Origin of the sequence: Pseudomonas sp. BIOMIG1BAC (assembly GCF_001705995.2) — a bacterium.
Lineage (GTDB): Bacteria > Pseudomonadota > Gammaproteobacteria > Pseudomonadales > Pseudomonadaceae > Aquipseudomonas > Aquipseudomonas sessilinigenes.
On sequence record NZ_CP049045.1, the window covers coordinates 5,983,151 to 6,003,537 of the forward strand.

22 protein-coding genes are annotated in these 20,387 nt (G+C 65.0%); 9 read left to right on the plus strand and 13 right to left on the minus strand.

Translation table 11 applies throughout. From position 1 onward, the window contains the following. The first annotated feature begins 55 nt into the window (after nt 1-55). Complete coding sequence (locus ATY02_RS27620) at nt 56-583, plus strand: DUF1003 domain-containing protein (RefSeq protein ID WP_068579456.1); 528 nt, start codon at nt 56-58, stop codon at nt 581-583. Between the two features lie 15 nt (nt 584-598). On the opposite strand, the gene ATY02_RS27625 is transcribed toward ATY02_RS27620, so the two are convergent. Continuing rightward, nucleotides 599-1,546, minus strand: a complete 948-nt coding sequence (locus ATY02_RS27625; RefSeq protein WP_176719796.1) for a LysR family transcriptional regulator — start codon at nt 1,544-1,546, stop codon at nt 599-601. 17 nt (nt 1,547-1,563) lie between these two features. Here ATY02_RS27625 and ATY02_RS27630 point away from each other — a divergent pair, with 17 nt between their 5' ends. Beyond that, entirely contained in the window at nt 1,564-2,283 is a 720-nt protein-coding gene (locus ATY02_RS27630) for a CTP synthase (RefSeq protein ID WP_068579461.1), read from the plus strand. After that, nucleotides 2,280-2,603 carry an antibiotic biosynthesis monooxygenase family protein gene (locus ATY02_RS27635; RefSeq protein WP_068579464.1) on the plus strand — a complete coding sequence of 108 codons (324 nt, stop codon included), beginning with the start codon at nt 2,280-2,282 and terminating at the stop codon, nt 2,601-2,603. Before ATY02_RS27630 ends, ATY02_RS27635 begins: the two co-directional genes overlap by 4 nt. 46 nt (nt 2,604-2,649) lie before the next feature. Here ATY02_RS27635 and ATY02_RS27640 read toward each other — a convergent pair whose 3' ends face one another. Next, a complete protein-coding gene (locus ATY02_RS27640) occupies nt 2,650-2,985 on the minus strand; it encodes a DUF2025 family protein (protein WP_068579467.1) in 336 nt (111 codons plus the stop codon). Between the two features lie 245 nt (nt 2,986-3,230). Between ATY02_RS27640 and ATY02_RS27645 the strand changes: the two genes are divergently transcribed. Both ATY02_RS27645 and ATY02_RS27650 read left to right on the plus strand, forming a co-directional pair. Beyond that, entirely contained in the window at nt 3,231-4,358 is a 1,128-nt protein-coding gene (locus tag ATY02_RS27645; protein WP_068579472.1) for a glycerophosphodiester phosphodiesterase, read from the plus strand. Then, on the plus strand, nt 4,359-5,039 hold the full coding sequence (locus ATY02_RS27650; RefSeq protein ID WP_068579476.1) for an AraC family transcriptional regulator: 681 nt from the start codon (nt 4,359-4,361) through the stop codon (nt 5,037-5,039). It abuts the gene before it with no gap. Here the strand turns inward: ATY02_RS27650 and ATY02_RS27655 are convergent. Further along, on the minus strand, nt 5,008-5,928 hold the full coding sequence (locus tag ATY02_RS27655; protein ID WP_068579479.1) for a sterol desaturase family protein: 921 nt from the start codon (nt 5,926-5,928) through the stop codon (nt 5,008-5,010). The genes ATY02_RS27650 and ATY02_RS27655 overlap by 32 nt on opposite strands. 157 nt (nt 5,929-6,085) lie before the next feature. Here ATY02_RS27655 and ATY02_RS27660 point away from each other — a divergent pair, with 157 nt between their 5' ends. Continuing rightward, nucleotides 6,086-6,403 (plus strand): PepSY domain-containing protein, encoded by a 318-nt coding sequence (locus ATY02_RS27660; protein ID WP_068579483.1) that lies wholly within the window; start codon nt 6,086-6,088, stop codon nt 6,401-6,403. Between the two features lie 65 nt (nt 6,404-6,468). Here ATY02_RS27660 and ATY02_RS27665 read toward each other — a convergent pair whose 3' ends face one another. Further along, on the minus strand, nt 6,469-8,094 hold the full coding sequence (locus tag ATY02_RS27665; protein ID WP_068579486.1) for a methyl-accepting chemotaxis protein: 1,626 nt from the start codon (nt 8,092-8,094) through the stop codon (nt 6,469-6,471). 272 nt (nt 8,095-8,366) lie between these two features. Between ATY02_RS27665 and ATY02_RS27670 the strand changes: the two genes are divergently transcribed. Beyond that, nucleotides 8,367-9,389 (plus strand): transporter, encoded by a 1,023-nt coding sequence (locus tag ATY02_RS27670; protein WP_068579494.1) that lies wholly within the window; start codon nt 8,367-8,369, stop codon nt 9,387-9,389. Nucleotides 9,390-9,634: 245 nt separating this feature from the next. After that, complete coding sequence (locus ATY02_RS27675) at nt 9,635-11,245, plus strand: inorganic phosphate transporter (RefSeq protein ID WP_068595817.1); 1,611 nt, start codon at nt 9,635-9,637, stop codon at nt 11,243-11,245. Nucleotides 11,246-11,329: 84 nt separating this feature from the next. On the opposite strand, the gene ATY02_RS27680 is transcribed toward ATY02_RS27675, so the two are convergent. The 5 genes from ATY02_RS27680 to ATY02_RS27700 form a co-directional block, all read right to left on the minus strand. Further along, nucleotides 11,330-12,304, minus strand: coding sequence for a biotin-dependent carboxyltransferase family protein (locus ATY02_RS27680; RefSeq protein ID WP_068579505.1), 975 nt, complete (start codon nt 12,302-12,304; stop codon nt 11,330-11,332). Beyond that, entirely contained in the window at nt 12,301-13,173 is an 873-nt protein-coding gene (locus tag ATY02_RS27685) for a 5-oxoprolinase subunit B family protein (protein WP_053137130.1), read from the minus strand. Before ATY02_RS27685 ends, ATY02_RS27680 begins: the two co-directional genes overlap by 4 nt. Beyond that, nucleotides 13,170-14,543, minus strand: a complete 1,374-nt coding sequence (locus tag ATY02_RS27690; RefSeq protein WP_068579508.1) for an acetyl-CoA carboxylase biotin carboxylase subunit — start codon at nt 14,541-14,543, stop codon at nt 13,170-13,172. The genes ATY02_RS27685 and ATY02_RS27690 overlap by 4 nt, the downstream gene beginning before the upstream one ends. 10 nt (nt 14,544-14,553) lie before the next feature. After that, nucleotides 14,554-14,796: an acetyl-CoA carboxylase gene (locus tag ATY02_RS27695; RefSeq protein ID WP_022640376.1), complete on the minus strand. Its 243-nt coding sequence runs from the start codon at nt 14,794-14,796 to the stop codon at nt 14,554-14,556. A 93-nt stretch (nt 14,797-14,889) separates the two neighbouring features. Continuing rightward, nucleotides 14,890-15,648 carry a 5-oxoprolinase subunit PxpA gene (locus ATY02_RS27700; RefSeq protein WP_022640377.1) on the minus strand — a complete coding sequence of 253 codons (759 nt, stop codon included), beginning with the start codon at nt 15,646-15,648 and terminating at the stop codon, nt 14,890-14,892. A gap of 119 nt (nt 15,649-15,767) precedes the next feature. Between ATY02_RS27700 and ATY02_RS27705 the strand changes: the two genes are divergently transcribed. After that, nucleotides 15,768-16,685 carry a LysR family transcriptional regulator gene (locus ATY02_RS27705; protein WP_068579511.1) on the plus strand — a complete coding sequence of 306 codons (918 nt, stop codon included), beginning with the start codon at nt 15,768-15,770 and terminating at the stop codon, nt 16,683-16,685. Between the two features lie 183 nt (nt 16,686-16,868). On the opposite strand, the gene ATY02_RS27710 is transcribed toward ATY02_RS27705, so the two are convergent. Genes ATY02_RS27710 through ATY02_RS27725 form a run of 4 tightly spaced genes read right to left on the minus strand, consistent with a single transcriptional unit; the run spans nt 16,869 to nt 20,353 of the window. Further along, a complete protein-coding gene (locus ATY02_RS27710; RefSeq protein ID WP_022640379.1) occupies nt 16,869-17,450 on the minus strand; it encodes a PqiC family protein in 582 nt (193 codons plus the stop codon). Then, a complete protein-coding gene (locus tag ATY02_RS27715; RefSeq protein WP_053137139.1) occupies nt 17,447-19,138 on the minus strand; it encodes an intermembrane transport protein PqiB in 1,692 nt (563 codons plus the stop codon). Before ATY02_RS27715 ends, ATY02_RS27710 begins: the two co-directional genes overlap by 4 nt. Beyond that, nucleotides 19,131-19,745 (minus strand): paraquat-inducible protein A, encoded by a 615-nt coding sequence (locus tag ATY02_RS27720; RefSeq protein WP_068605563.1) that lies wholly within the window; start codon nt 19,743-19,745, stop codon nt 19,131-19,133. The genes ATY02_RS27715 and ATY02_RS27720 overlap by 8 nt, the downstream gene beginning before the upstream one ends. Then, the gene (locus ATY02_RS27725; RefSeq protein WP_031320352.1) at nt 19,745-20,353 is read right to left on the minus strand and encodes a paraquat-inducible protein A; all 609 of its coding nucleotides are present in this window, start codon (nt 20,351-20,353) and stop codon (nt 19,745-19,747) included. The genes ATY02_RS27720 and ATY02_RS27725 overlap by 1 nt, the downstream gene beginning before the upstream one ends. Nucleotides 20,354-20,387 lie beyond the last annotated feature (34 nt).

The following is a 20,387-nucleotide window of genomic DNA, read 5'->3' on the forward strand; positions in this document are numbered from 1 at the left end:
GAGCGGCCTGGAGGGCTATAGTGGCCCGACGTTCCAGAGCCTGGCGGAGGCCATCATGCGTTCCAGCGATACCCCGGATACCCCCACCCCGAACACCGACCACCTGCGTTTTCATCGTGCCCATGCCCACCTGGCACCGACCTTCGGTACTGACAGCTTTGCCTTGAAGGCCGAAGCCTTCGCCCGGTTTTTCGGTACGCCCACCTTCCTCGGCGCACAGACGTTGGTGGTGTTGGCCTGGGTCGCCCTGAACCTCAGCGGGCTCACCCAGTTCGATGTCTACCCCTTCATCCTCCTGAACCTGGCATTCAGCCTGCAATCGGCCTATGCCGCACCCCTGATCCTCCTGGCCCAGACTCGCCAGGCCGCACGGGACAAGGCCCAGGCCGACGCCGATGCCCAGCACCGCGAGGCCCTGGCCGTTGCCAACAGCGAACGCCAGGCCCAGGCCGCCCAGACCACCACGCAGCTCCTGGAGTTACTGGAGCAGAACACCCGCCTGACAGAGATGACCAAGCAACTGACCGAACGCATCGAGAACCTCACCAGCGAGATGCATGAGCACTTCGTACGCAAGAGCTAGTTCGGGGCCAGGTCATCAGGCCCAATGCAGATGGCGCGCCAGTTCATCGAACAGCGTGACCACCGAGCGCAGGGCCCGGCAATCCGGCCGGGTCAGCAACCACAGGGCGGTCTCCTGCCCCAAGGGTTCGCTCAATGGCACCAGGTTCCCCTCGCCAATGAGAAAGTCCGGCAGCGCCGCAACCCCAAGCCCAGCTCGCACCAGCTCAGCGACCGTCAGCATGCTGTTGCAGCGATAGGCCGGTTGCACCCCCGGCCACTGCTGGCGGCGCCAGGCCACGGACGGGTGATCGGGTAGAAAATCATCCGGTGCAATCCAGGCCACCTGTGCCAGATCGCTGCAATCCACGCGCTGCCGATACTCCGAACTGGCATACAACCGATAGGACACCGCCCCCAGGCAGCGCCCCACCAGGTGTTCGGGCGGCGTGGCAGTCAGGCGCACGGCGATATCGGCATCGCGCCGGTTGAGATTGGCAAAGTCATTGGATGTGCACAGTTCGATGACCAGCGCCGGATAGTTCGGCATGAACCGCGCCAAAGCCGGTAGCAGCAGGCTCTGCAACACCGAGTCGGTGCAGGTCAGCCGTACCGTGCCGCTGATCACTTCCCCTCCCTGGGCCACGCCCACCCGTGCCGCCTCCAGGGCCTGTTCCGCGGCCTCGGCCTGCTGGGCCAGGGTCAGGGCCAGGCTGGTGGGCAGATACCCGGCGCGGCTCTTGTCGAACAGTTGCTGGCCGAGCCCTGCCTCAAGCCGACGTACGGCACGAAACACCGTCGAGACATCCACCTTGAGCAAGGCCGCCGCACGGGCCAGGGAGCCGCCACGAACCAGGGCCAGCACCAGGGCCAGGTCGGGATAGTCCAGCTGATATTGCGCTGATGCACTGATCAATTGGGGTAACGCCAATATTGATTGCGTGAACGCCAATCTATAGTGGCCATCACCCCGCCACAAGCCCATGCGCAACAGGAGTCCCCATGCCCCCACACCCCCAAACGCCGAAGATTCGCATCGCCCTGGTGGGAGATCACGATCCTCGGATCATCGCGCACCAGGCATTGCCCCTGGCCTTGCAACACGCGGCCAGCGAAGTAGGAGCCGATCTGGACTATCAGTGGCTAGCCACTGAGCGGCTGCAAGACGAAAAAAGCCTGGAGGGCTTCGATGGCGTCTGGTGCGTGCCCGGCAGCCCCTACCGCAACATGGACGGGGCTCTGATGGCGATCCGTATCGCCCGGCAACGCCAGCTGCCCTTTCTCGGCACCTGCGGTGGTTTCCAGCATGCGCTGCTGGAATATGCCCGCAATGTACTGGGCTGGGCCGATGCCGAACATGCCGAAACCGCGCCGCAAGCCGAACGCGCAGTGTTGTCCCTGCTCAGTTGCGCCTTGGTGGAAACCCGCAATCTGATCCAACTGCACGCCGACAGCCGGATCTCCAAAGCCTATGGCAGCCAGAGTATCGAGGAGGGCTATCACTGCCGCTACGGTGTCAACCCGGAGTTCGCCAGCGCCCTGTTCAGCGGTGCCCTGCGCCCTACCGGCCACGACAGCCAGGGAGACTTGCGCGCCGTGGAACTCGACGATCATCCATTCTTCGTCGCCACACTGTTCCAACCCGAACGAGCCGCACTGTTGGGCCACACTCCGCCACTGGCCCGAGCCCTGCTCCAGGCTTGCCTGGAGGTGCAGCCATGAGCGCTGGCACACCTGCCCCACCCTACTACGCGGTGATCTTCAGCTCCCAGCGCGGTGAAGCCGATCCCGCCTACGACCAGGCGGCCGAGCGCATGCTGGCGCTGGCTCGCCAGCAGCCGGGGTTTCTTGGGGTGGAATCGGCACGCGGCGTGGACGGTTTTGGTATCACCGTGTCCTACTGGAGCAGTGAGGAGGCGATCCTGGGCTGGAAGCAGCACGCCGAGCACAGCACCATCCGCGAACGTGGCCGCAGCCATTGGTACCGGCAATTCCATACCCGGATCAGCAAGGTCGAGCGGGCCTACAGCTTCGGTGAGTGAGAGCGCTCCCGGCCTTCGTCGAGAAGGTCCGGGAGTGGGTGGCGGATCAGCCCTGGCCGCCCGGCAGCAGGCTGCGCACGGCCTGGATTTCCGGCAGGTCGCTGCGGCGCATGTACACCCGCAACGGTTCGCTGATGTTGATCCGATCGTCGATGTTCTGGTCCAGCAGCAACTGGATCTGTTCGCGCCGCAGGCTCATGGCTTCGTCGGACACCCGTGCCCAGACGAATTCACTGGCCGGGACTATCGCGTCATCGGCCACATCCATGCCGAAGGAGTCTTCGCTGAAACGCACGATGTAGCGACCGGTCTTGCGATTGAGGCCGACAAAGCCCTTGAGCTGGTCGGCGGCCTGGCAGATGAGTTCGGAAGTGATGCTCATGGTAAACCTCGCTGTGGATGCCACAGGGCTGGTGATCGATGGTCTACACGCGAGGCAAGGAAAGCGATGTTCTCAGGCTTCCCTCTGATGGGGAAACTGCGGCGCCCAAGATTACTGCAAAGCGCCGGGAAAAACCGTGAAAGATGCGAATCAGAGCGATACATGTCGCTCTGGCGATAGCACAAGCGTCATTGAGTTGCTAAAAGATAACCCCCTGCACCCGCCCCCACGAAAGGATTTCGAGCATGCCAGCAACCTTCACCCCCAGCGCCCTGATGCTGGGCCTGATGCTCGCCTGCGGCCTGGCCCAGGCCGCCGAACAACCTGACCCCGAAGCCCTGGCGGCCCGCCAGGGTATTCCCCGGCCAGCGGTAATTGCCCACCGCGGCGCCTCCTTCGATGCCCCCGAGTCCACCGCCGCCTCCTACAAGCTGGCCCGGGACCTGGGAGCCGATTACCTGGAGATGGACTTGCAGCGCAGCAAGGATGGCGTGCTGTTCGCCCTGCACGACAACAACCTGCAACGCACCACCGATGTGGCGCGCAAGTTCCCCGAGCGCAAGGACAGCCCGGCCAATGCCTTCACCATGGCCGAGCTGAAAACCCTGGATGCCGGCAGTTGGTTCAACCAGGCCCACCCCGATCGCGCCCGGCCTGGCTTCGCCGGCCTGCAGATCCTCACCCTGGATGAAATCATCGACATCGCCCAGGGCAGCACGGCGCACAAGCCCGGGCTCTACATCGAGACCAAGGAACCCCAGCTGTTTCCAGGCATCGAGCATGACCTCAAGGCACAGCTCCAGGACCGCGGCTGGCTGAGCCCGGCCGGGTCGACCCTGGCCAAGAGCGATCTGGCTGTGGGCCAAGGCAAGGGCAAGGTGGTCCTGCAAACCTTCGACAAACACAGCCTGGAACTGCTCCACAAGGAAATGCCCCAGGTACCCAAGGTGCTGTTGCTGTGGCTTGCGCCTGGCAGCATCGAGCCAGCCTCCGGGCAGAGCTTCGCCGGCAGCGGCGAAACCGACAAGGCCGCCTTCTATGCCCGCCAGCAACCCCGGGACCAGGCCGAGTTCAAGCGCTGGGTAGATTTCGCCAAGGCCCAGGGCGCCGTTGGCACTGGCCCTTCCGCCGCACTCACGGCTGGCGGCGACCAGAGCTACGCCGACCTGGTACAACCCTGGATGAACCAGTACACCCACGAGCAGGGCTTGCTGGTCCATGTCTATACCGTCGACGAACCGGTGGACTTCCAGAAAGTCATCGGCGCCGGGGTCGATGGCATTTTCACCAACCGTAGCGACCAGTTGCTCAAGTACTTCCAGCGTCCGGCCGGCACCAGCGTCACCCGGTTGCTGGAGGCCAGCGGCTACTGAATGCCTGCCTCGCGCTGGAACGGCGAACTCTGGCTGGGCCGTGACTTCGGCCTGGTCCATGGGCACATGGGGCCTACCACGGCCCATGCCCATTACGCCCACCAACTGATCATCGCCCCCGGGCAGCCGGTTACCGTGGAACTGGACGGCGTACGGCGCAGCGGTCACTACCTGTTGATCGAGGCCTTGTGCCGCCACGCCATCGTCCAGGCTCCCGAAGCAGCCTTCACCGTCTATGCCGAACCGCTGTCGATCGATGCCCGGGACCTGCACCAGAGCATGTGCGATGTAACGCCAACGCTGCCCGACCTGGAAGCAGCGCTGCGCACTTGCCGACGCCAGCCCATGGCCGACCAGCGTGTCGAACGCGCACTACAGGCACTGGACGCGTCCCTGGATGGCAAAGTCGCGGCGGCACAGCTAGCGGTCCAGGCCAACGTCTCCCTGAGCCAGCTGGAGCGCTTGTTCGCCCGAGACGTGGGCCTGCCGGTTCGGCGCCTGGTGCTCTGGCGGCGCCTGCGCCTGGCCATGGCCCTGATGCTGCAAGGCATGCCCATGACCCAGGCCGCCCACGACGCCGGCTTCGCCGACGCCGCGCACTTTTCCCGGACGCTGAAGGCCTTGTTCGGCATCACCGCGGGCCAGGCTCTCAAGACCCTGAAGACGCGTTTGCTGGCTTGACCTGCCGGCGCAAGGCCTGTGGCACCTTGGGCTCGGCGCTGTAGCGCTGGGCCTTGAAAGGCTCGAGCAATTGCCCCCAGTAGTTCGCCGGATAATCCGGACGGCTGCCGATGCCCAGATCCCCCGGGCGCATCTGATAGTCATGTCGATAGAAAGCGGTACCTAACAACCCGTCCCACAGGTTGAAGAACAGACCGAAGTTCACATCCCCGGCACGACCGTACTTCATGTGATGAAAGCGATGCACCGGAGCCCAGGCGAACACCAGGCGCAGCACACCAAGGCGCATGTCGACATTGGAGTGCTGCAACAGCAACTGGACACCGATGGCCAGTGCCAGCAATTGCGCCACCGGCAGCGGGATACCCAGCACCAGCAGCGGCAACAGCCCCGCCGAAGCCTCGAGCAACTGGTGCAAAGGATGCTTGAGCAAGCCGTTGAAGCCATACATGCGTTGCACGCTGTGGTGCACCGCATGCAGGCGCCAGAGCCAGGCCCAACGGTGACTGGCGTAGTGCGCCAGGGTGATCCCGCAGTCGGCGACGGTAACCGCGAGCAACAACTGCCCCCAGAGCGGCCAGTCCCGGGGCCACAAGCCCTCATGGGCCAGCAGCATCGCCAGCCCCGGCAGCGCCAGCAGGCCAAGGGCATTCAACCCCTCGTTGACCACGGCGTGCAGGCAGTCACGCAACCGGTCCCCGTGGGAGCGGTTCCAGACGGGCTCATAGGGCAAACCCCATTCGGCCAGGAAGGACACGCCAAGGGCCGCCAGGAATAGCCAGAGCAGGCCTGCTGCCGAGCCGCCCGCGCTACCCATCCACCAGACACCGGTGCCGATGAAACCACCAAAGAACAGCGGCCCATACAACCACGCAAGCATTCGTTTCATCCGTCTTGTCTCCATCATTAAGGAGACAGCAGCTTGCCGGCCACCCACGGCCACAGGCTTGAACAAACGGCGCAATCGGTGGCGGGAATTAAGGGTGAATTAAGTTGCGCTGGTTAACCTGTGTCCATCCAAACCCATCACCCCCAAGGAATCATCCATGAGCAAATTCTCCGCACTACTGGCCGCCACTGCCCTGACCCTGAGCGCCGGCCTGGCCCAGGCCGATGTCCGTCCGGACCTGATCCCGGGCCTGCTCAAGTCGGGCGCCATCATGGACCTGGAGAAACTCAACCAGCTCGCCCTGGCCCAGCACCCCGGCACCAGCGCCGCCAACATCACCGACACCGAGCTGGAACAGACTGCCAGCGGCGCCTACGTCTACCAGGTGGAATTGCGCGACGGCAAAGGCATCGAGTGGGATGTGGACCTGGATGCCAAGACCGGCCAGGTCCTGACCAACAAACAAGACCGGTAACCGGCAGATAGCACAAGGCCGCGCCTGTATAAGGGGCGCGGCCTTGTGTTTTGCGGGTCCCGGGATCAGGCGCTCAGGCGCGCCGTGACTTCGTTCAGTTGTCCCGACAGGCCATGCAGGTTGCGGCTCGCCGCCTCGGTACGCTGGACGTTGTCCAGGTTGGTGCTGGCGATGGAGGTGATCTCGGTCAGGTTGCGCGAGATGTCCTCGGCCACCGAGGTCTGCTCCTCGGCAGCGGTGGCGATCTGCCGGTTCATGTCGCGAATCGCTTCCACCGCCTGGGTGATGCGCTCGAGCATGGCCCCGGCCTCGGTCACCTGTTGCACGCTCTGCTCGCTGCGCTCCTGACCGCTCTCGATGGCCTGGGCCGCATCCACGGCACCGGTCTGCACGGTCTGGATGATCTGGTTGATCTCGGTGATCGAAGCCGCGGTGCGCTGCGCCAGGCTGCGCACCTCGTCGGCGACCACGGCAAAACCACGCCCGGCCTCGCCGGCCCGGGCCGCCTCGATAGCGGCGTTGAGGGCCAGCAGGTTGGTCTGCTCGGCGATGCCCTGGATCACCTCCAGCACCTTGCCGATCCGCCCGCTGTCGGCTTCCAGGCGACGGATCACGGTCGCGGTATTGGCGATTTCGCCACGCATCTGGGTGATGCTGTCGATGGTGCTCTGCATCACCTGCTCGCCCTGCTGCGCCGACTGGTCGGCATCGTCGGCGGCACGGGCAGCGTCGGCGGCATGGCGCGCCACCTCCTGGGCCGTGGCGGACATCTCGTTCATCGCCGTGGCCACCTGGTCGGTACGGCTGAACTGCTCGTTGGTGCCCTGGGACATCAAGGTGGCGATGGAGTTGAGCTCGCCGCTCGAGGTGTCCAGGTCCGAGGCACTGCGCTGCAGGCTGGTGAAGGTCTGGGCGAGGAAGTCGCGCAGGGTGTTGGCCGCGGCCGCCAGCTTGCCCAGTTCGTCCTGGCGCGTGTTGTCCACCCGCTGGGAGAACTGGCCACGGCTGAGCTGGGCCACGTAGTCGATCAACTGGCGAATCGGCTCCACCAGGCTGCGGTTGACCAGCCACAGGCTGAGCAGTCCGATCAACAGGCCGGAGACGAGCATCACCAGGATGCCCAGCCACACCGTACGATCGGCGGCCGAACTGATCTGCAACGACTGCTGCTGGCCTTGCTTGCGCAGCTCAGTCACCAGCTCGCTCATCTGGTCGCTGGCAGCACGGTCGAAGCCCTTGACCGCAGCATCGCCGGCACTCGGATCGGCGCCACCGGCCACATAGGCATCACGGGCCTTCTGGTAGGCCTGACCCAGGGCCAGATGCTCCTGGGCCAAGCGCTGGACCCGGCTCTTGAGCGACGCTTCCAGGTCCGGGGTCTGTGCCAACTGTCCCAAAATGCTCTGCACGTCGCGCTGACGATCTTCGAACTGCTGCCAGTACTTGTTCATTTCCTGGGGCTGCTTGCCTCGCAGCAGCACGTTCTTCCACTCTTGCACCTGGATCTTGAACTGCAGGTTGGCCTCGTCGATCAGTTGCGAACTGTGCAACGGGCCTTCGATCAGCTCGCGGTAGCTCTGCACGCCATTGGACAGCAATTGAAAACACGCCAGGGCGATCAACAGCATCGCCAGCAGGCTGCCACTCAGCAGGGCAAGAATTTGCGCCCTCAGGGATTTTTGCAAAAACATCGAGGAGATCTCATGGCAGGGAAGGAACAGGCCCGAAAAGGCATGCGTAAGTCCGAACTTCCCTGTCGGGCACATTCGAGACAGCTCGAATGCACGTGGCATGTGAGCGTGATCGGCATCGACGACACATTCTTGAGGGCCGCCGACCACCGGTATAACGCGGCGAATCATGGACTTTCAATTGTCACAAAACCGTCAAAAAGCATTGCCATGATGTGGCTCAAGTGAACCTGTGAAACCCGCGCCAGGCACCGTCCCTCCTGCGAGCCCCCATGAACCACAGCATCGACCAGAGTCACCGCGATTCCGATCTGTTTGGCCTGCTCTACGGTTACCGCTTCCGCCCCGGCGAACGTGGTCGCGAACTGGATTCGGCCAAGGCCCTGCAAGCCCTGCAATCTGCCGAACACCAGGATGAATTTCTCTGGCTGCACCTGAACCTGGCCCATGCCGCCTGCGAGCGCTGGATGCAGGCCCACCTGCAACTGCCCGAGGAGTTCTTCGAAGCGTTGCATGAGGGCTCGCGCTCGACTCGCATCGAGCACGTGGACTCGGCCCTGCTGGCGGTGGTCAACGACGTGGTGTTCAACTTCAGCAGCATGGTGTCCTCGGACATCTCCACCCTGTGGGTCTGCGTGCGCAGCAACCTGATCATCAGTGCTCGCCTGCAACCCCTGCACTCGGTGGACAAGTTGCGGTCCTCGGTCAAGGCTGGCGAACAGTTCCGCTCGCCCCTTGAGCTGCTGGTGCACCTGCTACGGGACCAGGGGGAAATCCTGACCCAGATCGTGCGCAAGACCAGCCTCAGCGTCGACCAGATCGAAGACCAGTTGCTGGCGGCCCGGGCCTCGGCCAACCGCGCCGAACTGGGAGCCATGCGCCGGGTACTGGTGCGCCTGCAACGGCTGCTGGCCCTGGAACCCGGATCGTTGCTGCGCCTGCTCAACCGACCGCCACAATGGCTGCAAAAGGACGACGTCAAGGAACTGCGCAAGTCCACCGAAGAGTTCGCCCTGATCATCAACGACCTCACGGCCCTGGGGGAGCGGATCAAGCTGTTGCAAGAGGAAATCGCCGCCAACCTCAACGAACAGAGCAACCGCACCCTGTTCACCCTGACCGTGGTCACGGTACTGGCCCTGCCGATCAACATCATCGCCGGCTTCTTCGGCATGAACGTCGGCGGCATTCCGTTCTCCGGCGATCCGGAAGGCTTCTGGATCCTGGTGGCGCTGGTGGTCACCTTCACCGTGATCGCCGGGCGCTGGGCCTTTCGCAAACGCCAGGACTACTGACCCTGCGGCCACTGCGCGCCCGTACGCAGCCTCGCTGGCGCTCGACAGCGGCTACAGCACCAGCGTATCCGCACCCCCGCCTCGTGTAGCCGCTGCCGCAGGCTGCGCACGGCTCGGCACGAGCCGCCGGGGCAAACGGATCAACGGGCCAGTCAATTGCACAAACCATGACCTGGGGCAGTCTGCCTGTAACATTCGGCAACGATCATGGAAGCCATTCCTTCCAGCCACAGGATTGTCCAGCAATGGCCACCCCTTCCCTGACCGTCGCCTCCCCCAGCGTCGACGCCAAACCGCAACTGGATAAGAAACCCGGCCCCTTCACCCTCGTGGTGTTCTTCGCGATATTGGCCATGGGCTTGCTGTTCACCGCCTACAGCCTGATCCACGACATGCATGAACTGGGCACCACGGTCACCACCTGGACCCCGTTCCTGCTGCTTGGCGTCGCGCTGCTGATCGCCCTGGGCTTCGAATTCGTCAACGGCTTCCACGACACCGCCAACGCGGTGGCCACGGTGATCTACACCCATTCGCTGCCACCACAGTTCGCGGTGGTCTGGTCCGGCCTGTTCAACTTCCTCGGGGTGCTGCTGTCCAGCGGCGCAGTGGCCTTCGGCATCATCGCCCTGCTGCCGGTGGAGCTGATCCTGCAGGTGGGGTCTTCCGCCGGCTTCGCCATGATCTTCGCCCTGCTGATCGCCGCCATCCTGTGGAACCTCGGCACCTGGTGGCTGGGCCTGCCGGCCTCTTCCTCCCATACCCTGATCGGCTCGATCATCGGCGTCGGCGTGGCCAACGCCCTGATGCACGGCCGCGACGGCACCAGCGGTGTGGATTGGGGCCAGGCCACCAAGGTCGGCTACGCCCTGCTGTTCTCGCCACTGATCGGCTTCGTGTTCGCCGCCCTGCTATTGCTGGCCCTGCGCCTGTTCGTCAAGAACCGCGCGCTGTACAAGGCGCCCAAGGGCGACACCCCGCCACCGTGGTGGATTCGCGCTCTGCTGATCCTGACCTGCACCGGGGTGTCGTTCGCCCACGGCTCCAACGACGGCCAGAAAGGCATGGGCCTGATCATGCTGATCCTGGTGGGCACCCTGCCCATGGCCTACGCCCTGAACCGCACCATGCCCGCCGACCAGGCCCTGCAGTTCGCCGCCGTGGCCGAAGTCACCCAGCAAGCCCTGGTCAAGAGTGCTCCACAGGCCGCGCCAACCGATCCTCGCGCGGTGCTCTCGGAATACATGCGCAGCAAGCAAGCCACGCCCGAACTGGTGCCGGCCCTGGCCGCCCTGGCCGGTGCCATCGGCAATGAAGTGAAGGGTTATGGCTCGCTGTCCAAGGTTCCGGCCGAAGCCATGGGCAACGTGCGCAACGACATGTACCTGACCAGTGAAACCATCCGCCTGATGGACAAGAACCAGGTCGGCCATTTCGACCAGGACACCCGCGACAAGCTGCAACTGTTCAAGCAGCAGATCGACAATGCCACGCGCTTCATCCCGTTGTGGGTGAAGATCGCGGTGGCCATCGCGCTCGGCCTGGGCACCATGGTCGGCTGGAAACGCATCGTGGTGACCGTCGGCGAGAAGATCGGCAAGACCCACCTGACCTACGCCCAGGGCGCCTCGGCGGAGACCGTGGCGATGCTGACCATTGGCGCGGCGGACATGTTCGGCCTGCCAGTGTCCACCACCCACGTGCTGTCCTCGGGGGTGGCCGGGACCATGGTGGCCAACGGCGGCGGCTTGCAGATGCGCACCATCCGCAACCTGGCCATGGCTTGGGTGCTGACCCTGCCGGCAGCGATCCTGCTCTCCGGCAGCCTGTACTGGCTCTTCACCCAACTGTTCTAGCCGGCAGTCCCCCGCGGCTCGTTCCGAGCCGTACGCAGCCTGCGGCAGCGGCTACACGATGCGTGAGCCGCCACGGACGGGGGATCAGGACGCAAACAGCTTGCTCAGGCAGGCCAGTTTCTTCTTGTAGGAACGCCGGGCCTCCAGCGCCTCTTCCAAGGTCACCGGAATAAAGCGCGCCTTCTGGTTGGGCTGCATCTGCCCCACCAGGTCCAGGTCGGCGCTGATCACCGTGCCGATCATCGCGTAGCCACCACCGGACACCGCATCCCGATGCAGGACGATGGGCTCCAGCCCCGCCGGCACCTGGATCGAACCGATGGGATAACAACTGTCGACGATGTTCGACGGATCGGAACCGGCACCGAACGGCTGCTCCCGAGGCTGGAAGCCCAGGGCACTGCCACCCTTGAAGCGATAGCCGATGCGATCCGCCTCCGAGCCCACGGTCCAGGGTTCGGCGAAGAAACTCGCCTTGGCCCCCTCGCTCAGGCGTTCGTAATAGAGCCCCGGCACCACCCGCAGACTGATCTCGCCCCCCAGGGACTGGCGCAGCGCCATGGGCAGGCTGGCCCCCGGGCGGCCCTTGCCGTCGGCGATCCCCACCGGCAGCTCATCGCCGGCCGCCAAGCGCCGCCCCTGGAAACCGCCCAGGGCGCCCAGGGCATAGGTGGAACGGCTGCCCAGCACCAGCGGCACATCGATGCCACCGGCCACCGCCAGGTAGGCCCGGGCCCCGGCCTTGGGAAAGTCGAAACGCAGCACTTGCCCGGCCTTGACCGCGAACGCGGTATCCAGGTGCCTGTCCACGCCGTCGAGCTTGGGCGTCATGTGTGCACCACAGACCGCCACCAGGGCATCGGCAGTGAACTCAAGTTCCGGCCCGAGCAAGGTGCACTCCAGGCCCGCGGCGCCAGCCGGGTTGCCCACCAGTTGGTTGGCGGCGCTCAGGGCGTACTGGTCCAGGGCCCCGGACGGCGGGATGCCCAGGTGATAGAAGCCCTCGCGGCCCAGGTCCTGTACCGACGTGGCCAGGCCCGGTTTGATGACCTTGATCATGCCAACACCTCCTGTAGCGACTTGGGATAACCGACCGGGTCGGCGAGAAAGGCATCCAGGGAAAACTCCACCTCACGGATGCGCAGGTCGAAGCGCCCGGCCTCCACCTCGGCCACCGCGTGGTCATAGGCCTCGCGGTCGATAGGCTTGAACTGCACGATGTCCCCGGGGCGGAAGAACACCATGTGCTGCTTGAGGTAGGCCAGTTGCTGCTGCGGGTCGTAGATCGGTGCCGGGGTCACGCCGAACATCTGGTAGCCACCGGCGCCGCGCACCGAGTAGATGCAGCCGAAGCAGCCGCCATGGCCCAGGGTCAGCTTCGGCGTGTCGGTGCGCGGCCGCAGGTACTTGGGCACCTGCAACTGGCGCTCGCGCTCGACCATCTGGAACATGAACGGCAGGCCGGCGACGAAACCCACCATGGAGACGAACCAGGGGGCGCCACTGTGGGCGGCGATAAAGGCGTCGACATCCGCCAGGCCATTGATCCGCGCCGCGTACTCCAGGTCGGTGGCGTCCGGGTCCTGGTGCCGGTCGCGAAAACGCATCAGGGTTTCATGGGTCCAGGGGTCGTTGTACAGCACCGGGATCTCGATGATCCGCGTGTGCAGGCTGCGCTCGGCCACGGCGCCGGCCTCGGCCTCGCGCACGGCCTCCAGCAGGGCCTGGGGCGCGATGCGATCCGGATCGAAACGGATCTGGAACGAGGCATTGGCCAGGCATACGTCCAGTACCCCATCCAGGGCCAGGCGCTCCACCGCGCGGGTGACCGCCATGCCCTTGAAGAAAGCCTCAAGGGACATGCTGTCGCTGACTTCGGCGAACAGGTGCTCGTCGGCACCAAAGCTGTAGCGGATCGGTTGGTTCATGCGACACCTCCGGCACGGCGCCCGGCCAGCCAGGTTTCCAGGGTTGCGGTATGGAAGTCCGCGCCCGCCAGCCAAGGCTCGGCCAGCAGTTCGCGATGCAGGGTCAAGGTACTGGCCATGCCAGTCAAGGTCGTTTGCTCCACGGCCGCCCGCGCCCGAGCCAGAGCCTGCTCGCGGTCGGCGCCATGGACGATCAGCTTGGCCAGCAGCGAGTCGTAGTAAGGCGGCACGGCGTACCCCGGATACAGGTGGCTATCGACCCGCAGCCCCGGCCCTTGCGGCCAGGACAACTCCTGGACCTTGCCCGGGCTGGGGAAGAAGTCCCGCGCCGGGTCCTCGGCGTTCAGGCGCATCTGCAGGGCCGCGCCATTGAGGTGGATATCCTCCTGGCGCAGATCCAGCGGTTCGCCACCGGCAATGCGCAACATGGCCTGGACCAGGTCGACACCGGTGATCAGCTCGCTGATGGGATGCTCCACCTGGATGCGGGTGTTCATCTCTATGAAGAAGAACTCGCCGGTGCTGTCGTCATACAGGTACTCCAGGGTGCCGGCGCCCTGGTAACCCAGGGCCTCGGTGAGGCGCACCGCACTGCTGCACAACTGCTCGCGCTGGGTGGCATCGAGCACCGGCGACGGCGCCTCCTCGAAGATCTTCTGCCGCCGCCGTTGCAGCGAGCATTCACGTTCGAACAGGTGCACCGCACGCTTGCCATCGCCCAGCACCTGGACCTCGATATGCCGGGCCCGACCAATGAACCGCTCCAGGTACAAGGCGCCGTTGCCGAACGCCGCCTGGGCCTCGCGCTGTGCCCGGGGAAACTCCTCGGCCAGTTGCGCCGCATCCTCGGCCAGGCGAATACCCCGCCCGCCGCCACCGGCCGATGCCTTGATCAGCAATGGAAAACCCACCGCCTGCGCCGCTTGCAACGCAGCTGGCAGGTCGAACAGTTCGCCAGGCGAGCCGGGCACCACCGGCACCCCGGCGGCCTGGGCGGTACGCCGGGCCTCGGCCTTGTCGCCCATGCGGCGGATGGTCCGCGCATCGGGGCCGACGAAAATCGCCCCAGCCTGGACCACCGCCTCGGCGAACTCGGCATTTTCCGAAAGAAAGCCATAGCCCGGGTGCACGGCATTGGCGCCGCTGGCCTCCAGGGCTGCCAGCAGGGCCTGGATATTCAGGTAGCTCTTGTCGGCCCGGGCCGGGCCGATGATCTGCACTTCGTCGGCCAGGCGCGCGGCCATGGAGTCGGCGTCCGCCTCGCTGCAGGCAGCGACGGTGGGAATACCCAGGGCCTTGGCCGCGCGAATGATGCGCACGGCGATCTCGCCACGGTTGGCGACCAGCAGCTTGCGAATGGATTCGGTCATGGGACGGCCCTCACTCGACCAGGGTCGCGACGACCTGGCCCGGTTCCACCGGGTCACCGTCCTCGACCAGGAAGGCGCCGACCTGGCCGGCGCTGCCGGCAGTGAGCTCGGAAAACTGCTTCATGACTTCGATCAGGCCGATCACGGTATCGGCGCTGACGCTGTCGCCGACCTCGACGAAAGGCGCCGAGTCGGGCGTGGCCTTGCGGTAGAAAGTGCCCGGCAAGGGGGTGATGACGTTGTATTCGGCCATGTCTGTTTCTCTTGGAATAGTTGTCGAAAGGCAGGCAAAAAAAGCAAAACCGCTTGGAGTCGCGTCAATGCACGAGGCTTGGCGGGCAACGCCTCAGCGCGGTGCTCGCACCTGGATGCCGGCCAGGTCCAGCGCTGCGCGGGTGGCTTCCACCAGGTCCAGGGCACCTGGGGTGTCGCTGTGCAGGCAGATGGAATCGAACTCGATGGCCAGGTCCTCGCCCTCCACGGTGCGGACCAGCCCTTGCTGGCAGGCGCGCAGGACCTTGGCGGCCACCTCATGGGGATCCAGGACCCGCACCCGGCGGGTAAAGACGATGGAGCCGCTGAGGTCGTAATCGCGATCGGCGTAGAACTCGCGGATCACCGGTTGCCCCAGCTCCTGGGCGATCCGGCAGATCACCGAGCCGGGCATGCAATACAGCAGCAGTTCGGGTTCGAGTTTCTGCAGGTTTTCCACCAGCAGCCGCGCCGCCTCCTCGTCCCGGGCCAGGTGCATGTACAGCGCGCCATGGGGCTTTATGTGCTGCAACTTGAGGCCTTGGACTCGGGCCAGCTCACGCAGTGCGCCCAGTTGGTAGAGCATGTCGTCCACCAGTTCCTGGGCCGGGGCGTTGATGTGGCGCCGGCCGAACCCCACCAGGTCGCGAAAGCCTGGGTGGGCCCCGATGGCCACGCCCCGCAGCCGGGCCTGCTCGATGGTGCGGCGCATGGTGCCGGGGTCGCCGGCATGAAAGCCGGTGGCGATGTTGGCCGAGCTGATGAAGCCCATCAGCTCGTTGTCGACGCCATCGCCGATGGTCCACGGGCCGAAGCTTTCGCCCATGTCCGAATTGAAATCCACTGCCTGCATCACTGTTGCTCCAACGTTCGTGACTTCGTGCGATGGACGTTAGAGCGGCCTTGACCCCTTGGGAAGATCTATTATCAGATATAGCTTGTTCTGAAAATCAGATACATGGATGGATAGAAATGTCGTTGACCCTGCGCCAGGTACGTTACTTCGTGGCCACTGCCGAGATCGGCCAGATCTCCCAGGCGGCGATCCACCTGAACATTTCCCAATCGGCGGTGACCACCGCGATCAAGGAACTGGAAGCGATGCTCGCCGTGCAACTGTTCGTGCGGTCGGCCCAGGGCATGAGCCTGACCGATGCCGGCCGGCACTTCCTCAACCGCGCCTACGTGATCCTGCGCAGCGTCGACGATGCGCTGAACAGCCCGCTGCCCGACTACCGCGCCAGCGGCACCCTGCACCTGGCCGCCAGCTACACGGTGATCGGCTACTTCCTGCCGCACCATCTGCAGCGCCTGGGGCACTGGCACCCGGACGTCACCATCGAACTGCATGAGCAGGAACGCCAGGCCATCGAACAGGGACTGCTGGCCGGGCGCTTCGACATGGCGGTGGTGCTCACCGCCAACCTGACCCACCCGGACATCGTCTCCGAGACGCTGTTCAACTCCGAGCGCCGGCTGTGGCTACCGGCCCATCACCAGCTGTGCGAGCGGGCCAGCGTCAGCCTGGCGGACGTGGCCGAGGAGCCGTTCATCCTGCTCACCGTCGACGAAGCGGAACAAAGCGCCATGCGTTATTGGGAACAGGCCGGCCAACAGCCCAGGGTGCGGGTGCGCACCAGCTCGGTGGAGGCGGTACGCAGCATGGTGGCCAACGGCAGCGGCGTGGCGATCCTCTCGGACCTGGTGCATCGGCCCTGGTCGCTGGAAGGCAAGCGCATCGAGACCCTGAGCCTGAGCGACCCGGTCACGCCCATGAGCGTCGGCCTGGCCTGGCGTCGCGACCGCGCCTTTACCCCGGCGATGCAAGCACTGCGGGACTACTTTCGCGATGCGTTCCTCGCCCCCCAGCAACTCTCCGCCCGGCGCTGAAGCGACCAGGCGACCTTCAGCGATTACGGGCGCAGCCTGCGGCAGCGGCTACACGAAGCCTGGGCGATGCGCCTAAGGAGATACCTGCCTGTCGCCGCTGCCGAGCTTGCGAGGCGGCTCAGCGTTCATCGCCACGGCACAACGGCAGCGGCGACATGACGCGGCTTGGGCCGCTGTATCGGATCAGGGGCAGGACCAGCGCTGGGCGGCGCCGGCGATCTGCCCGGCCAACTGGGCGATGGCCTGCTGGTGGGCCTGCACCAGGCTGCCGAGCTCGACGCCCGCCGGCTGGCGGATCTGGCTGCTGCAGGTCAGGCTCCGGGCCGGGGTGCCTTCGCTGCGCTGGCGCAGGCTCCAGACTACATCGATCAAGGCATAGCGTCCGGGCAGGGATTCGAAGCGCCGCACATCGGTCTGCAACGACAGCACCGGGCGCCCAGGCTGCTTCGGCAGGCCCTCGAGGTTGCGGGTCCCCAGCTTCGCCTCCATCTGGCTGGCCAGCGCATCGTGGAACTCATCCACCAATGGCGCGCTCCAGCGCTGGGTCTCGAGAATCGCCAGGGTGCCGCTGTCCTGGCGCACCACCAACTGTGGCTGGTCCACCTGGACCGGGATGCGCACCGTGGACATCTCGAACTGCAATCCCGAGTTCCTGGCCGTGGCGCCTTCGGTCACCGGCGGCATCAGGGTGTAGTAATGGGTGGGCGCGGAGCTGCACGCGGCAAGTCCCAGGGTCAGGCTCAACAACAGGGCACGGGTTTTCATGGCTGGGCTTCCGGTACGGATTCGCGAACGGAGGAGGATGGCGACTGGTAGGCATCCGGTTGATTGTCCTTGAGGCGTCCGCGAATCAGCGCCTCAGGATGGCGACCGAGGAAGTCGGTGAGCACCCGCACCGAACGGGCCGTGCGCTGCACCTCCTCCATGGCCTGGCCAAGTCTCTGGCGCTGTGGCGAGTCCTCGGAGAAGCTCTCGTTGGCGCTGGCCAGGGTCTTCTTCGATTGCTCCAGGGTTTCGCGCATCTGCGGCAGGACCTGGCCGTTGACCTGCTTGAGGGTCTTGTTCATTTCCGCCAGGCTGGAATCCAGGTTGGCGGCGATGGAATCGATCGGCAGCTTGCTGATCTTGTCCATGGTCGCTTGCAGTTGCTCCTGCAGCTTGTCCAGGCTGCCCGGTACGGTAGGAATCTCCAGCGGCCGGGCGCTGGGGTTGTAGGCCACGGGCTTGGCGTTGGGCACGAAGTCCAGGGAGATGAACAACTGCCCGGTCAGCAGGTTGCCGCTGCGCGCCTGGGCCCGCAGGCCATTTCTGACGAAGGCGCCGATCAGTTGCGCGGAGCGGGCGTCGTCTTCGCCGCCGGTCTGCTTCAGCAGTTTTTCATGGGCCTTGCCCAGGCGCTCGGGGTAGATCACCGCCCCCACCAGGGTCGGGAAGTACTTGCGCTCCTGGTCGTAGTCCAGGTCCATGGACACCACCTTGCCGATGTTCACCCCGAGGAACTCCACCGGAGCGTTGATGGCCAGGCCACGCAGCGCCTGGTCGAAACGCATGCGGATGTAGTACGGGGCACCGTCTGGCGGCGCCAGGGCGGTGTCCTGGTCCCCGAACAGGTTGTATTCGGCGTTCTCTTCAGCCGGCTTGGCGTTGGGGCTGTACTTGGGTTCGACGAAGGCGATGCCACCGGCGAGGATCGACGACACCGACTCGGTGTTGACCTTCAGCCCGTTGGCGCCAAGGGTCACGTCCACCCCGCTGGCATTCCAGAAGCGGCTATCGGTGGTCACGTACTTGTCGTTGGGCGAGTTGACGAAGATCTTCACGTCCACGCCCTTGCCGCTGTTGGCCAACTGGTAGGACACCACCTGGCCGACCTGGATGCGCCGGTAGTAGACCGGCGAGCCGATATCCAGGGAACCCAGGTCATCGGTATGCAGGGTGAAGCGCTTGCCCTTCTGGCCATAGGTGATGGGCGGCGGAGTCTCCAGGCCCTTGAAGCTGTCCTTGCGCTTGTCCGAGCGGCCGGCGTCGGCGCCGATGAAGGCCCCGGACAGCAGGGTGTCGATACCGGAAACGCCACTGGCGCCGATGCGCGGACGCACTACCCAGAACATCGAGTCCTCGGCGGTGAAGGGCTCGGCGGACTGGTCCAGCTCGACCTTGGCCACCACCTTGCGCCGGTCATCGCTCAAGGCGATGGAGGTCACCTTGCCGATCACCACGTTCTTGTACTTGACCTGGGTCTTGTTGGCCTCCAGGCCCTCGGCGGTCTGGAAGCTGATGCTGATCTCCGGCCCGGCCGACATCGACTTGTGGACCACCATCGACAGCCCCACCAGGGCCGCGACAATGGGCACCAGCCACACCAGCGAGACATTGAAGCGTCGCGTGCGCAGCGCCGGGGCGCCAGGGGCTGAGGGGGAACTTGCTGCGTTGGAACCTGGATGATCAGACATCTTCAACCTCTACATCCCAGATGAGCCGGGGATCGAAACTCATGGCGGCGAACATCGTCAGCACCACCACCAAACCGAAAAACAGAATGCCCATGCGCGGGTCGATGGAGCTCAAGGCACGAAACTGCACTAGGGCCGCCACCAGGGCCACCACCAGCACATCGAGCATCGACCAGTAGCCAATCACCTCGACGAAGCGATACAACCTGGCCCGCTCGCGCTGGGCCCAGCGCGAGCGGCGCTGGCAGGTCACCAGGAGAATGCCGAGGACGAAGAACTTGATGCCCGGCACCACCACGCTGGCGATGAAGATCAGCAGCGCGATGTCCCAGGAACCGGCTTTCCAGAACTCCACCACGCCACTCATGATGGTGTTCTCGCTGGCATTGCCAAAGATATTGGTGTGCATCACCGGCAACAGGTTGGCCGGGATGTAGAAGATCAGGCTGGCCAGGAGCAAGGCCCAGGTGCGCGACAGGCTGTTGGTCTTGCGCGCATGCACCGCCGAATCGCAACGCGGGCAATAGTGCTCGGATGCCTGGCAGACCTGGCCGCAGGTATGGCACAGCTTGAGTTGATGGTCCCGGGCATAGGGCGGCGTGCTCATCAGTAGCGACCCTCCAGGTCATCCCAGAGGTAGCGGATGTCCTTGCCGGAAATCAGGATGATCAGCACCGTCAGCATCGCCAATGCCCATAGCCCCAGCCCGGGATGCACGTCGAGCATGCCCGCCAGCTTGACGATGGCCACCAGGATTCCCAGCAGGCAGACCTCGAGCATGCTCCAGGGCCGCAGGTGCTCCAGGGCGCGCATGCAGGCCTTGAACCCCGGCGCGGCGCGGCCGAAATTGGCAAAACCCAGCACCCAGCACAACAGGACGATCTGCAGGCCCGGGGCGAGGATGATGGTCAGGCCGGTGACCGCGGCGATCAGGCTGATCCGGCCTTGGGCCAGGGCCTCCACCGATTGCCAGAGCGTCGCTTCGTTGCTCAGGCCCTCGAGGCTGATCTTGATCACCGGGAAGAAATTGGCGAAGACGAACAGCAACCCGGCGGTGATCGACAGGGCGAACAACTGCTGCACGTTCAGGTGCCGGGCGCGGGCCAGCAGCGCACCGCAGCGCGAACACTGCGCCGCCTGACCTTTACCGAGCGGCACGGACTCATACAGGGAGTCGCAGTGTTCGCAGATGATCCAGTTGCGAGAATTAGTCATGTTCTTCAGAAAGCCGGAAGGTTGGCGAGCACAG

Coding starts and splice junctions, on each gene's coding strand:
- ATY02_RS27620 (WP_068579456.1), top strand. CDS start 56: ATGCGTTCCAGCGATACCCCGGATACCCCCACCCCGAACACCGACCAC.
- ATY02_RS27625 (WP_176719796.1), bottom strand. CDS start 1,546: ATGGGCTTGTGGCGGGGTGATGGCCACTATAGATTGGCGTTCACGCAA.
- ATY02_RS27630 (WP_068579461.1), top strand. CDS start 1,564: ATGCCCCCACACCCCCAAACGCCGAAGATTCGCATCGCCCTGGTGGGA.
- ATY02_RS27635 (WP_068579464.1), top strand. CDS start 2,280: ATGAGCGCTGGCACACCTGCCCCACCCTACTACGCGGTGATCTTCAGC.
- ATY02_RS27640 (WP_068579467.1), bottom strand. CDS start 2,985: ATGAGCATCACTTCCGAACTCATCTGCCAGGCCGCCGACCAGCTCAAG.
- ATY02_RS27645 (WP_068579472.1), top strand. CDS start 3,231: ATGCCAGCAACCTTCACCCCCAGCGCCCTGATGCTGGGCCTGATGCTC.
- ATY02_RS27650 (WP_068579476.1), top strand. CDS start 4,359: ATGCCTGCCTCGCGCTGGAACGGCGAACTCTGGCTGGGCCGTGACTTC.
- ATY02_RS27655 (WP_068579479.1), bottom strand. CDS start 5,928: ATGAAACGAATGCTTGCGTGGTTGTATGGGCCGCTGTTCTTTGGTGGT.
- ATY02_RS27660 (WP_068579483.1), top strand. CDS start 6,086: ATGAGCAAATTCTCCGCACTACTGGCCGCCACTGCCCTGACCCTGAGC.
- ATY02_RS27665 (WP_068579486.1), bottom strand. CDS start 8,094: ATGTTTTTGCAAAAATCCCTGAGGGCGCAAATTCTTGCCCTGCTGAGT.
- ATY02_RS27670 (WP_068579494.1), top strand. CDS start 8,367: ATGAACCACAGCATCGACCAGAGTCACCGCGATTCCGATCTGTTTGGC.
- ATY02_RS27675 (WP_068595817.1), top strand. CDS start 9,635: ATGGCCACCCCTTCCCTGACCGTCGCCTCCCCCAGCGTCGACGCCAAA.
- ATY02_RS27680 (WP_068579505.1), bottom strand. CDS start 12,304: ATGATCAAGGTCATCAAACCGGGCCTGGCCACGTCGGTACAGGACCTG.
- ATY02_RS27685 (WP_053137130.1), bottom strand. CDS start 13,173: ATGAACCAACCGATCCGCTACAGCTTTGGTGCCGACGAGCACCTGTTC.
- ATY02_RS27690 (WP_068579508.1), bottom strand. CDS start 14,543: ATGACCGAATCCATTCGCAAGCTGCTGGTCGCCAACCGTGGCGAGATC.
- ATY02_RS27695 (WP_022640376.1), bottom strand. CDS start 14,796: ATGGCCGAATACAACGTCATCACCCCCTTGCCGGGCACTTTCTACCGC.
- ATY02_RS27700 (WP_022640377.1), bottom strand. CDS start 15,648: ATGCAGGCAGTGGATTTCAATTCGGACATGGGCGAAAGCTTCGGCCCG.
- ATY02_RS27705 (WP_068579511.1), top strand. CDS start 15,768: ATGTCGTTGACCCTGCGCCAGGTACGTTACTTCGTGGCCACTGCCGAG.
- ATY02_RS27710 (WP_022640379.1), bottom strand. CDS start 17,450: ATGAAAACCCGTGCCCTGTTGTTGAGCCTGACCCTGGGACTTGCCGCG.
- ATY02_RS27715 (WP_053137139.1), bottom strand. CDS start 19,138: ATGTCTGATCATCCAGGTTCCAACGCAGCAAGTTCCCCCTCAGCCCCT.
- ATY02_RS27720 (WP_068605563.1), bottom strand. CDS start 19,745: ATGAGCACGCCGCCCTATGCCCGGGACCATCAACTCAAGCTGTGCCAT.
- ATY02_RS27725 (WP_031320352.1), bottom strand. CDS start 20,353: ATGACTAATTCTCGCAACTGGATCATCTGCGAACACTGCGACTCCCTG.